This window comes from Erythrobacter insulae (assembly GCF_007004095.1).
Lineage (GTDB): Bacteria > Pseudomonadota > Alphaproteobacteria > Sphingomonadales > Sphingomonadaceae > Erythrobacter > Erythrobacter insulae.
In genome coordinates this window covers 257,765-270,564 of sequence record NZ_VHJK01000001.1, presented here as the reverse complement: position 1 = coordinate 270,564, position 12,800 = coordinate 257,765, and the positions used below count along the sequence as shown (strand labels likewise).

General features: G+C 56.2%; 10 protein-coding genes. 5 read left to right on the top strand and 5 right to left on the bottom strand.

The genetic code is table 11. The features are described from left to right. Window positions 1-110 precede the first annotated feature (110 nt). The gene (locus tag FGU71_RS01325; RefSeq protein ID WP_142786901.1) at window positions 111-767 is read right to left on the bottom strand and encodes an alpha/beta hydrolase; all 657 of its coding nucleotides are present in this window, start codon (window positions 765-767) and stop codon (window positions 111-113) included. Window positions 768-868: 101 nt separating this feature from the next. Between FGU71_RS01325 and FGU71_RS01320 the strand changes: the two genes are divergently transcribed. From FGU71_RS01320 to FGU71_RS01310, 3 genes are read left to right on the top strand one after another with little or no spacing between them, the layout of a single operon-like run. Continuing rightward, the gene (locus tag FGU71_RS01320; RefSeq protein WP_142786900.1) at window positions 869-1,867 is read left to right on the top strand and encodes a cysteine desulfurase family protein; all 999 of its coding nucleotides are present in this window, start codon (window positions 869-871) and stop codon (window positions 1,865-1,867) included. Next, complete coding sequence (locus FGU71_RS01315; RefSeq protein ID WP_142786899.1) at window positions 1,864-2,937, top strand: cysteine desulfurase family protein; 1,074 nt, start codon at window positions 1,864-1,866, stop codon at window positions 2,935-2,937. The genes FGU71_RS01320 and FGU71_RS01315 overlap by 4 nt, the downstream gene beginning before the upstream one ends. After that, window positions 2,934-3,269, top strand: a complete 336-nt coding sequence (locus tag FGU71_RS01310) for a 2Fe-2S iron-sulfur cluster-binding protein (protein ID WP_142786898.1) — start codon at window positions 2,934-2,936, stop codon at window positions 3,267-3,269. Before FGU71_RS01315 ends, FGU71_RS01310 begins: the two co-directional genes overlap by 4 nt. 1 nt (window position 3,270) lies before the next feature. Here the strand turns inward: FGU71_RS01310 and FGU71_RS01305 are convergent, their stop codons facing one another. After that, the gene (locus FGU71_RS01305) at window positions 3,271-5,907 is read right to left on the bottom strand and encodes a M14 family metallopeptidase (RefSeq protein ID WP_142786897.1); all 2,637 of its coding nucleotides are present in this window, start codon (window positions 5,905-5,907) and stop codon (window positions 3,271-3,273) included. Window positions 5,908-6,087: 180 nt separating this feature from the next. Beyond that, on the bottom strand, window positions 6,088-6,642 hold the full coding sequence (locus tag FGU71_RS01300) for a DJ-1/PfpI/YhbO family deglycase/protease (protein ID WP_142786896.1): 555 nt from the start codon (window positions 6,640-6,642) through the stop codon (window positions 6,088-6,090). Window positions 6,643-6,797: 155 nt separating this feature from the next. On the opposite strand from FGU71_RS01300, the gene FGU71_RS01295 reads away from it, so the two are divergent. Then, window positions 6,798-7,565, top strand: coding sequence for an ion transporter (locus tag FGU71_RS01295; protein ID WP_142786895.1), 768 nt, complete (start codon window positions 6,798-6,800; stop codon window positions 7,563-7,565). Window positions 7,566-7,635: 70 nt separating this feature from the next. Here FGU71_RS01295 and FGU71_RS01290 read toward each other — a convergent pair whose 3' ends face one another. After that, entirely contained in the window at window positions 7,636-9,171 is a 1,536-nt protein-coding gene (locus FGU71_RS01290) for a hypothetical protein (RefSeq protein ID WP_142786894.1), read from the bottom strand. 635 nt (window positions 9,172-9,806) lie between these two features. On the opposite strand from FGU71_RS01290, the gene parC reads away from it, so the two are divergent. Next, window positions 9,807-12,101 (top strand): DNA topoisomerase IV subunit A, encoded by a 2,295-nt coding sequence (parC, locus tag FGU71_RS01285; protein WP_142786893.1) that lies wholly within the window; start codon window positions 9,807-9,809, stop codon window positions 12,099-12,101. 71 nt (window positions 12,102-12,172) lie between these two features. Here parC and FGU71_RS01280 read toward each other — a convergent pair whose 3' ends face one another. Next, window positions 12,173-12,778 carry a hypothetical protein gene (locus FGU71_RS01280; protein ID WP_142786892.1) on the bottom strand — a complete coding sequence of 202 codons (606 nt, stop codon included), beginning with the start codon at window positions 12,776-12,778 and terminating at the stop codon, window positions 12,173-12,175. Between the last annotated feature and the right edge of the window lie 22 nt (window positions 12,779-12,800).

Genomic DNA, 12,800 nt, shown 5'->3' with positions numbered 1-12,800 from the left:
CATCATGAGGGCAAGAACTTTCGCGTTTTAAATCAGGATGCAATTGAACAGCATGTTTGTTGCGCAAACCGGATGGCGTGCGCAACAAGCGGCTCAGATGCGGCGTTGGGTTACTTGATCGGGCAATCCGGAGACAGGCGGAAATCGAGGTAATTATCGACCGATTTCATCATGTCTTCCATTTCATTTTCAAAGAAATGGTTCGCGCGCGGGATCTCATCATGATGGATCGTGATGTGTTTTTGCGTGCGGAGTTTATCGACCAGCTTTTGCACGGCGTTGGGCTGAACCACGGTGTCCGCTGCGCCCTGAACAAAGATACCCGATGCCGGACACGGCGCGAGGAAGCTGAAATCATACATGTTCGCTGGCGGAGCGACCGAGATAAATCCGCGCACTTCGGGGCGCCGCATAAGCAATTGCATCCCGATCAATGCGCCGAAAGAATAGCCCGCAACCCAGGTCGTTTGCGCTTCTGGGTGAATGGATTGGACCCAATCGAGGGCGCTCGCCGCGTCGGATAATTCGCCGATACCGTTGTCAAAACTGCCCTGGCTGCGGCCAACGCCGCGGAAATTGAAACGCAGCGTTGCAAAACCGCGATCGGCAAATGTTTGATAAAGGCGTTGAACGATCCGGTCGTTCATCGTGCCGCCGCCCTCTGGATGAGGGTGCAGGATCATCGCAACCGGTGCGCGCGGGCGGGGCGGAGGCGAAAAACGCCCTTCAAGACGGCCTTCGGGACCAGGAAAGATGACTGATGGCATGAATAAACCTTCGGTATATGTAATGACCCGCAGGCGCCGGGTGGCGCGCGGCAAAGCGCGCTCTATATAGGGACGCATGAAAAATGCGCAATTTTTTGTGAGTGGTTCTCATTTCTGAACGAATCTATCTTGATCACGCAGCGACCTCGCCGCTGCGACCTGAAGCGCGCGCCGCGATCGAGGCGAGCTTCGATTTGTGGGCGAACCCTTCCTCCCCGCACGGCGAAGGACGCAAAGCCAAATCGGCGCTTGAGGATGCCAGAGATCGCATCAAGGCCTCGCTTGGTTGGAGTGGTGAGCTGATTTTCACAAGCGGCGCAAGCGAAGCTCTGGCGATTGGTCTTCAACGTTCAAAGCAATCGCGCCGCATTGTCAGCGCGGTTGAGCACGATGCCGTATTTCGCGCAGTGCCTGACGCCGAAATTTCGTCCGATAATAGCGTTTTTGACGCGTCCACAATTCTGGCGCTTCAACACGTCAATTCAGAAACCGGCGTGATCAATCCGGTTGGACAGATTGCCGATAGTGTTCGTCCAGCGGGAACAGTGATTGTGTCCGATTGCTCGCAATCTGCGGGCAAAATCTCGCTTCCCGATGCCGATATGCTGGTCATTTCCGCGCATAAATTTGGTGGACCGATCGGGATTGGTGCTTTGCTGGTCCGCGATTTTGCTTTGCTGGAACCGATTGGCGGGCACGAGCGCGGATACCGTCAGGGAACAGAAAACCTTCCGGGCGCAATGGGAATGGCGGCGGCGCTCGAAGCGGGTGATTGGGCAACATCACCCGATGACCGCGCACGCTTTGCCGAAAGCCTGTCGGACGATGCGCTGTCTATCGGAGAGCAGGCGGATTATATTTTCGCGCTGACCCATCCCACCATGAGCGCGCAGGCGCTTTTGATCCGACTTGATGCGATGGGCATTGCGGTTTCTGCTGGCAGCGCCTGTTCTTCGGGTACGTTGAAGAAAAGCCGGGTGCTTGACGCTTTCGGCGTCTCGGATGATGTCGCCGCGCGAACAATCCGTGTGAGCATCGGCTGGAACACCGCCGCGCATGATTTGCAAAAATTCACAGAGGCATGGGGCTCGCTCAAATGATTTACCTGGATTACCAATCGACCACGCCGCTCGCGCCCGAAGCACGCGATGCGATGCTGCGCTGGCTTGATGGGCCGGATGGCAGCGCGTTTGGCAATCCCCATTCCCAGCACAAGATGGGTCGTCAGGCAAAGGCCGCGATTGAGCTGGCGCGTGACCGGGTCGCGGCTTTGTTACCACCGGGCGGGCGAGTGATCTTTACCGGCAATGCCTGCGAGGCGTTAAACCTTGCCATTCGCGGATCGGGCAGCGGCGGTTCGGTTTCGGTTTCGGCCATCGAACATGCGGCGGTTTACGATACGGCGAAAGCGCTGGGTCAGGCGCATATCCTGAATGTTTCGAAAGACGGGCAATGCAACACGGCCCAGGATGTGCCCGATGATTGCCGCCTGATTGCGGTGATGCAGGTGAACAACGAAATCGGCACCATCCAACCAACGATTGATTGGCATCGCAAGGCAAAGGAGAACAACGCGTTGTTCCTTGTGGATGCGGTGCAAGCATACGGTAAGATCGAGATTACTCACGCCGATATGATCGCGATCAGCGCGCATAAATTCCACGGTCCCAAAGGCATCGGTGCGTTGTGGGTGCGCGACGGAGTTGATCTTGATCCGCAGATTACCGGCGGGCTTCAGGAAGGCGCGCGCTCTGGCACGCTGTCACCAGCGTTGGTCGCCGGAATGGGCGCAGCAGCGCATCTGGCAAAGCAGCAGCGCGCCGCCGACGCCGATCATATCGATGCGCTGTGGAACAGGGCCCGCGATCTCTTCAGCGAGTGGGAAATGAACGGCAGCGAAGATGCGCGCTGGCGCGGTAATCTCAACATTCGCCGGGACGGGCTCGATGTGAACCGGCTTATGAGCGAATGCCGCGACGTCATGTTTTCCGCTGGAAGCGCGTGTGCCAGCGGCACGGGCAAAACCAGCCATGTGCTCAAGGCTATCGGGCTTTCAGATGCGCAGGCCAAGAGTTCGATCCGTGTCGGTTTCGGACGGTACACGACCATGGAGCAGCTTGAACAGGGAGCCGACGCAATCAACGCAGCGGCAAAGGATCAGGGCCTATGAGTATCGCCATCACCTTTATCGATCCCGACGGGAACACGGTGGCTGCATCCGCCGAGGAAGGCGATAACCTGTTAAGAGTGGGTCAGGCAGCGGGCCTGCCATTAGAGGGCACATGCGAAGGCCAGATGGCCTGTTCAACCTGCCATGTCATCGTCGCGGCGCAGTGGTTTGATCTGCTGGACGAGGCTTCCGAGGAAGAAGAGGACATGCTCGATTTTGCAGCCGGCGCGCGCCGCACCAGCCGTTTGTCATGCCAAATTGATCTGACACGCGCGATGGATGGTTTGACCGTCAGCGTCCCTGCGCAAAGCAACGACGCCCGCAAAATGTAGTTTAGCGCACCCGCGCTGGTGCGATCAGAACCGCGTTGGCCAGCAACAGATCAAGCCCGTCGAGATAGGCGCGCTCGGTCGGGTCATTGGCAAAACCGATTGTTATGCCGCCGCCGCTGCGCTGCGCCATCAAAAACGGTTTGAACGCCATTTGCCGGCGGTTTTCATCCCAGACATACCCGCTCGCGATAAGATCATCGGATGCCGCAAAGCGCATGACATTCGTCCCGACCGACCGGTCCAGTGGCGTGAAAATCTGCGATCCTCTGGCCATTACAACCGCCCCTGCATCGTAACCCGCCGACAGGAAATGATCTGTGTCCGCGACTGTATTGAGCAACGCGCCCGGCAATCTATCGGGCAATGCGCGCTGGTTTTGAATGGCTTCGCGGTATTCGCTTTCGCTGGTGAACTCGCTCGCCTCGACTAGGCTGGCTGTGTCCTTGCCGCCATCGCCGCCGTCCGCCGATGGATCAACCCCCAGCGCCGCCTCACGCTTTGTCGCAAGCAATGGGCGGTCACCTGCTGCAAAAATCGACAAAGACCCCTCAAACGTGACCAGCACGCCGCCGCCGCTCACAAAATCGCGGATCGTCGCAAGGCCGCCGCTGCCAAGGGCGCTGGCCGGATTGCCATCAGGCACAATCAAAACATCATAACCCGACAGATCGGCCCGGCCAAAACGTCCGGTACGGATCGGCACAACCGGCAGGCCAAGCCGCTGTTCAAGCACATAACGCGTCGCGCCTGCGCTCAATTGAGAAATCCCTTCGTCCCAGGCAATTGCCACTCTGGGCAGAGTCAACCGGACGAATTTTTCACTGCCAAGATTGGGACCGCTTTCGACCCAGCTGGATTCCAGCGCGACGGTGTGCGCGCCAATTTCGCTGGCAAGCTGGCCCAGCCGTTCCATACCTTCGGCACCGTTCATGGCAGCCGGGAAAATCACGGTGCCGCGCGGATATTCACGCCCGTCTTTGGTAAAGGCTGTGTCTGTGACGCGGGCCTCGATCCCTTCGCGCAGGGCGAGGGTGACGAGCCGCGCCTGACCGCTGTCGGTCCATGGAACCGCAATGGCAAAGTCGCCCGACCCTTCGGCCTTTGCCGCGATCGGTGCATCTTGCGACAAGGCATTGCCTGCAACAGCGCCGCTGCACAGATTAACGTCTACGCCCGACATGTATCCAATCGACCACGCGGTTACATCATACAATTCATGGCCAAGATCGCGCGCGCGGCGGCTTTCCTGTTCGGCCAGAAAATCGCTCGCCAATGGCGTGTCTTTATCAAGCAGGCTGCGCACAAGGCGCCCGGCAGGTTGCGCCTGCGATACGGCGATATAACCCGATGGATAGCTGCGTCCACAGGCATTGGCCGGGCCATCGCGGCGGACGACATTGATACCTTGCGCCGCCAGCCTGCGGCCAAGCGCCTCGGCATTCCAGCGCCGTTTGCCAAGGTCGATGATGTAGGTACCGCGTCCTGCCGCACCATTGGCATTGGCGGCGCGATATTGCGCGTAGTTCGACAGGAACCGGTCGGCATTCATCGCCACGGCTTCTGATGTGGAGAAGCTGGCGATGAAGTGATTGCGCACGGTATCGGCATAGGTGAGGGTGGTCCCGTCACGGCGATCAAACACCAGTCCGCGCGACGATCCTTGCTCATAGGTGCTGCCAATCGCGCCCTGATGCGTGTTCCAGGTGTCGCCATATCCCGGGTAGAACAGGTCATAGACCTCGCGGGTGAAATATGGCTCTCCCATGCGATCAAACCACGAGGCATTGTTGCGCCCGATCAGTTCATAGGATTGGCGCTGCTGAGCTGTGATGTTCGGGTTCAGCGGCCGTGCGGCGGGGCTGAAGAAATAGGTCTCGTCACCGCCCATTTCATGGACATCGACCACAACAACCGGGCTCCATTGCTGGATTGCGGCCACTTTGCCGCGGGTTTCCGGCTGGCTGAGGGTGAACCAATCGCGGTTAAGGTCAAACATATAATGGTTCACCCGGCCGCTCGGCCATGTCTCGTCATGTTCGGCGGCCTGACGGTCGCCCGATGCCTCAATCCCCAACGCGCCTCGGAAATGGTTCACGAACCGTGCTCTCCCGTCCGGGTTCTGCATCGGATCAAGCACTACGATTGTCTCGCGCAGGATCTGCTCGGCGCGCGCGTCACCCTGCGCGGCAAGCAGGTGATACGCCATCATCAGCGATGCATCGGTTGAAGAAATCTCGTTCCCGTGCACGCCATAGGTCAGCCACGTGACAGGCAGCGCGTCGCCATTGCTGGAACGTCCGGCAGCGATGTTGGCCAGATCGGCCTGGATCGCGCCAATTCGCGCCATGTTTTCCGGCGCTGTGAGGATCACGTAATTGAGCGAGCGCCCCTCCCAGCTTTTGGCGTATTCCACCATTTTCATCCGGTCGGGCGCAGCGTCGGCCAAGGCGCGCAGATAGCGCAACGTTTCGTCCGGTGACGTGATGCGGGTGCCGGGTTCGTGGCCAACCGTTTCGCTTAGCGTGGGAATGGAAGGGTCGAATTCCGCCGCAAGAAAAGACTGGGCTTGCGCTGGTCCGGACAAGAACGTGGCAGCAGCAACGACAACCCAAAAAGTACCCAGTATCGCGCGGCGCATAACATTACCTTTGATAGAAGTTTGTCCGAGAGCGATCGAACAAGCAAAAGCGGCGCTTAAACGCAAGGGAAAGCAATATTTTCTGTACCCAAAATGAAACCCCGGCCTGCGGGCGCAAACCGGGGTTTTAAAAAGCATGGGTTAGGGCGGCGTATCAGAGCCGATGACCCAAAGCCGGTGTTACGCGTTTTCGGAAATGCGCTCATTGTCTGCGACCATTTCCAATGCTGTCATAAAGGCGCTGGTAAAGGCCGGAATATCATCGGGATTGCGGCTGGTGATCAGGTTTCCGTCAACCGCGACCGTCTGGTCAACAATATCGGCTCCGGCGTTTTCCAGATCGGTTCGGATTGATGGCCAGCCCGTGACCGTTTTGCCTTCGATCAGATCGGCTTCGGCAAGCAGCCATGGCGCGTGGCAAATGGCCGCAATCGGTTTGTTCGCAGCTTCGAACTGTTTGATCAGATCAATGACTGTCTCGTTCATGCGCAAGATATCGGGGTTGATCTGGCCGCCCGGCAGCAACAGTCCGGCGTAATCGCCTTCGGACACTTCCTCTACCGTCAGATCGACAGAGACCGTTTCGCCCCAATCGCCATCATCCCAGCCTTTGATTTCGCCATCTTGCAGGCTTGCGACCGTAATCTCAGCGCCCGCTTGTTCGAGGATTGATTTTGGTTCCATCAGTTCCGATTGTTCAAAACCGTCTGTTGCGATGTTCAAGATGCGTTTCATGGTTCATTGTCTCCACTGTATCGTGTTGTATTTGCTATGATAAACTAATGAATAAGATGAAGCAGCGTTCCGCAATGGCGGATGAGGTGTTGCAATGGTAAGGCGAGCTGCAAGGACGCACCATGCCAGCCCCGCGATCCTCCGGAGTTCTTTAAATGACATTGCAGGCACGCGCGAAATCACTGGTGGAAACGCGGTGGTTTGAACGCTTCATCATTACAGTGATCGTTATCAACGCGATTGGACTGGGATTGGAAACTTCGCCTGCTGTAATGGAGAATGCGGGCGCTTTGATCCGTCAGCTTGATAAAATTGCGATTGCCATTTTCGTGGTCGAATTGGTGCTGAAACTGTTCGCGTACCGGCTCGCATTTTTCCGCAGCGGCTGGAATGTGTTCGATCTTGCAATTGTGAGCGCAGCCTTGATCCCGGCGGGCGAGCAATTTTCGGTCTTGCGGGCGCTGCGCATTTTGCGCGCCCTCAGGCTGGTCTCTGTCGTACCCAGCATGCGCAAGGTCATAGTCGGCCTGTTCAGCGCCATCCCCAGCATCGCAACCGTGATCGTCATGCTGCTGCTGTTGTTTTATATCAGCGCAGTGATGGCGACGAAATTGTTCGGAGAGGCATTTCCGCAATGGTTCGGATCGCTTGGATCATCGCTTTATTCGCTGTTCCAGATCATGACGCTGGAAAGCTGGTCCATGGGCATCGTGCGCCCTGTGATGGAGGTGTTCCCGTGGGCATGGATGTTCTTTGTACCGTTCATCCTTGTAACCAGTTTTATCGTGCTGAACCTATTTATCGGTGTGATCGTCAACGCGATGGCCGAAGCCACCGATGAAGAAGCGCATGACGAACGCGAGATGATCATCAACGAACTGCGCGCGCTACGCGGAGAGATCGCGAAGCTGCGTGAAGGGTGAGGCGCACTCAGGTTTGCTGGCTGCTGCTCGGCTATCAGGGTAGCTGACCAGTCAAATACGGATCCGTATGCTAGCTCGCATTTTCCAAAGGAGGCAGTGAAGTTGGCCAAGAAATGATCCCTTGGCGTAGATCATTGGCGAAGGCCGTATATTGTGAATAGTAAGCCTGTTGGCTCCCAAGGATGCCTGCGACGTAGGATTTGCGATAGGCTTCCACCTCATCATAAAAGCCGACGTGTGGATCGCAGCACCAATCACCGGTATCTTTGATGAAGTACACCAAATGGGGCATACTGTGCGTTCCGCCCTGCATGTCTGCGTCGTGGAAACCATATCCTTCGACTAAGTGCGGCCCACTTGTTCCCATCGAGCCCCAGGCAATTGTTCGTCCTGTTGGTTCAATACGATCCATCCTGACTTTGATAAGCGCATCAACTGCGCGATCAATGCGATCGGCCCAGCCAGCCAAACCAACATCAGACGCGCCGAGCATAGCAGTTCTGAGGTTATCGTAGTGTGGAGGTACGAGTTCAGCCCATTTCTTGTATTCGGCGTCTCCCTGATCTTTCAGGTGCCGCGCAACTACGGCTTCTAATTGCACTCTCATTTTGAGGGCGAGACAATAGACAGCAACAGAAAGGCACAGTTGATCAATCACGCCGGGTTTAATGACATGCTCGTCTTCACTGAGGCCATTGATGGATACAATCAGACTATCTGTGGTTTGGTCATCCACTGCCTTTTGCAGCTGAGGCAGCAAGTCATTGATAATATAGGCCGTTTCATCAACATTATTCTGCTGAAGCGCGTGAGCTTTAAGAGACCACCAGCTGACGAAGTCGTGAACATGCCGCACCCAGTTGTTGACGTCCCTTTGCTCCATGAAGTCTTTAAGCTCTTTGACAGCATCGCCGATCGACTGGCTGCTGCCACCAAAGATCAATTCAAAGATCGAGAGGGCCGCGTTGATCCCATCGCCATAGGGGGAGGGGAAGACAAACTTGAAATTTTTGAGAATTGAAATCGCGGTCTTCATCGGTTTGACCGACGAGGCAAAGGCATCCACTGCGATGGCTTGCGCTTGATTTGAGCCCGCAGGAAGATTTGGCAGATATGTCATCGCTGCGGCTTCTTCGCCCATAAAAGCCTTCGGCGCTTCGTCATTTGTCAGTGCAAGCTGTCCGGTCTTGGAGCTTACTCTGAGTTGAGGCAAAACGAAGTTGATGCGTGATCTGTTCGTTTCTCTTACATAGACCAATGTTCCCTTCTTAAAGGGTTTAGAAGCCTCGCTGATAAGACTGATATACTCGTCGTTGATTTCTTCGTCGGCCGGCAGAAAAAATGCCGAGCTGACAAGCTGGATCGCCCGACGCTCTTTTTTGCTGAGTTCGGCTGCATGCTCTTTTCCAACAAATTCGATACGCGAATCCTTGGCGACTATCGGGAAGTCTGCCGGTGCAAAGAGCATGTTAGTTTTTGGCCAGAATTCTTTATGGGCCGGATGGGAAGCTGAACGACCATAAGCACTCAGATAGGTTTCTTCTGGTCCGGAAATGACTTTTGCCAAAAATGGATGAGGCATGAGCTGTGCGATAATATCAGGCAAAATTGGCCTCCCAAATGGCTTAGTACAGTGACAGTTTCTTCGTGATTGGCGTTCGAAGTTCTTCGAGAATAACGATCTAAAAAGAAAGGCTAGACTACACTTCCTGCAACCGTCAATGACGCTCGGATAGCTGGCCGAATACATGCCAGACCGCGATATCTTGGCACAATCCGACTATATCATTCTTATTGCGGGTTTATTCTGCTGGCGGATACGGCAATTTGATTCCAAAAAAGAAAAAGGAATGGGAGCAAAGAAGGGCGACTTCTCAAGCTGCGACTTTTAGCCGAACCCAGTGTTGGCCGCAGCACAGGCGGAGCCTCAATCCGACATCCACTCGCATTTCCTACACCCGCTCGAACCGCTAATGCAGCAGCGGCTCTTTCAAATCGTCGATGCTCTTTTTCGCGCCAAATGCCCTCGCACCGCTATGGCGTTCAATTAGGACACTTGTCATCCGTGCCCTACAATGCGTTTCTTTAATAAAAACAGATCACTAACCCTGTAGGCACCGCATGACATGTTGGGGAATGTGTCATCTGTGTCCTACTGGCCCGTCAATGCCCGATCCTGCCCAAGCTATTCCTGTGGAAACGCCTCTCCCCCGTGCGAGCAAGCGTTGCTAAGCGTGGACAATGCCCAAGACTACGATTCCCGATGATTCCGACCCGTTTGATGCGATAGTCGATGCGCCTTTCGATGCTGCACTGTCAGAGCGGTATCTTGTTTATGCGCTATCCACGATCACTGCGCGTTCCCTGCCCGATCTGCGTGACGGGTTGAAACCGGTTCACCGGCGGCTGCTGTGGACCATGCGTCAGCTGAAACTGGACCCGTCCAACACGTTCAAGAAATCCGCTCGCGTCGTTGGTGAGGTGATCGGTAAATATCACCCGCATGGTGACACCGCCGCATACGATGCGATGGTCCGGCTTGCTCAGGATTTCTCGCTGCGATACCCGCTGGTTGAGGGGCAGGGGAACTTTGGCAATATCGACGGCGATAATGCCGCCGCCTATCGTTACACCGAAGCGCGCCTGACCAAAACCGCGATGCAGCTGATGGATGGGCTGGACGCAGGTACGGTTGATTTCATCCCGACCTATAATGGCGAGGAAGAAGAGCCCGAGCTGATGCCGGGCCTCTTCCCCAACTTGCTGGCCAATGGCGCCAGCGGGATTGCGGTCGGCATGGCGACCAATATTCCGTCGCACAATGTCGCAGAGATCATAGATGCCACGCTTGAGTTGATCGACAATCCGCATGTCGATCACGCGCGGTTGATGGAGCTGTTCCAGGGACCGGATTTGCCCACCGGCGGACAGATCATCGATAGCAAAGAGGTGATCTCTCACGCTTATGAAACCGGTCGCGGTTCCTTCCGGGTGCGCGGTGTGTTCGAAGCGCCGGAAGCGGATAAGGATGATGATAAGGCTGCAGGGATCGAGCGGCTGAGCGGAGGACAATGGCAGCTTGTCATTTCCGAAATCCCCTATCAGGTCGCGAAGGGTAAATTGATTGAACAAATCGCGCAGGCGATTGCGGACAAGAAACTGCCGATCCTCGAAGATGTGCGCGATGAAAGCGACGAAACGATCCGCATCGTGCTGGTTCCCAAGAGCCGCAATGTTGATCCCGAACTGCTTAAGGAAAGCATTTTCAAGCTGACCGATATGGAAACGCGGTTTGGCCTGAACCTCAATGTGCTGGACGCGACCCGCACGCCGATGGTCATGGGGCTTAAGGAACTGCTGGGCAACTGGACAGCTGCGCAGATCGAAATTCTTCAGCGCCGGACGCAGCACCGGCTGGATCAGATCGCGCGGCGGCTCGAACTGGTCGAAGGCTACATCACGGCGTTCCTCAACCTTGATCGGGTGATTGAGATCATCCGGTATGAGGATGAACCCAAAGCGGTGATGATGAAGGAATTCAGCCTCACCGATCGTCAGGCCGAGGCGATCCTCAACATGCGGCTGCGGTCTTTGCGCAAACTGGAAGAGATGGAGCTGCGCACAGAAAAAGACACTCTGCTGGCCGAGCAGGACGATCTTAACAAACTGCTTGAAAGCCCCGCGCGGCAACGCACGCGGTTGAAAAAAGACCTGCGCACGCTGCGCAAGGATTACGCTGAAGATACAAAACTGGGCGCGCGGCGTACGCGGATCCAAGAGGCCGAGCCTGCGGTTGAATTCAGCATGGATGCGATGATCGAGAAAGAACCGGTCACAATCATTCTCAGCCAGAAAGGCTGGATCAGAGCCGCAAAAGGCCACGTCGATCTGGAGCAGGAATTCAAGTACAAAGAAGGTGATGCGCTCGCCTTTATCCTGCACGCACAGACGACTGACAAATTGTTGATCGCTGCGGGCAATGGGCGCTTTTATACGCTGGGCTGCGATAAACTCCCCGGAGCACGCGGGTTTGGCGAACCGGTGCGGACGATGATCGATCTGGAATCCGATACCGGCATTGTCAGTATGTTGGTTCACAAGCCCGGCGGACGCCTGCTGCTAGCATCGACGATTGGGAAAGGGTTTGTCGCCGAGACAAACGAATTGCTGGCCGAGACCCGCAAGGGCCGTCAGGTGGTGAACCTGAAAGGCAACGCCGAATTGCGCGTCATCCGCGAAATCGGCGCTGAGGATGATCATGTCGCGTGTGTTGGCGACAACCGCAAGCTGATCGTTTTCAATCTCGAAGAAATGCCGGTCATGGCGCGCGGTCAGGGCGTGATGCTGCAACGGTATCGTGACGGCGGGCTATCAGATGCAATCACGTTCAAGCTGGAAGATGGCCTGAGCTGGCAAATGGGCGGTTCGGGAGAACGCACTCGGACCGAAAACGAGATTTGGCAGTGGAAAGTCGCCCGCAGCGCCGCAGGCCGATTGCCCCCTCAAGGTTTCCCCAAAAACAACCGCTTTGAATAAGACACAATGATAAAAGGCCGCGATCACGTATCGGTGATCGCGGCCTTTTTAGAAAGCTATGCAGCGTTCGCTTACATAATGGCGCCGGCTGGGCTGCTATCTTTGTCAGCTGCTGCGGTGTCCGCAGAGGCGGCTTTTTTGGCCGCGGCCTGAGCCGGGGTCATGATCTGTGCGCCTTCAGGCACTTCGACGGTGTTCGCCGCGATTTGCTCAAGCGAGTACAGAGCCATCAATGCGCCGTTTGCGTCGACTGCAAACGATTCTCTGGTGAGGGTGATGATGCCGCCTTCCCGTTCAAGGATCACGTTGTCTTCGCTGTCGACGGTGTACACTGTGCCCGCCGGCATGCTGTCAGCACTCATTACGGCAGCGCCTTCGATCAAGGCAGCATCACGCTTTGCTTCGGCTTCGGCTTTTTGTGCGGCCATCATACCATCGATCTGGCCTTTGGTGGCGTTGACCGTCCATTTGCCTTCACGTTCGGCAAGCAGGTTCGCGGGCAGCGGGGCTTTGTGGGCTCCGGTATCAACGGTCACGATCCCGTCAGCGTTGCTTTCTACGGTGCCGATCGGCGCGTCATCGTTGCCGAAAACTGTAGTTCCGGCGTCCTGAGCATTGGCTGCGATCGGGGTTGTGGCAATGGCGGTGGCTACAATTGCCAGCTTTGCAAACTTCATGTGATAGACACTCCGTGGTTTG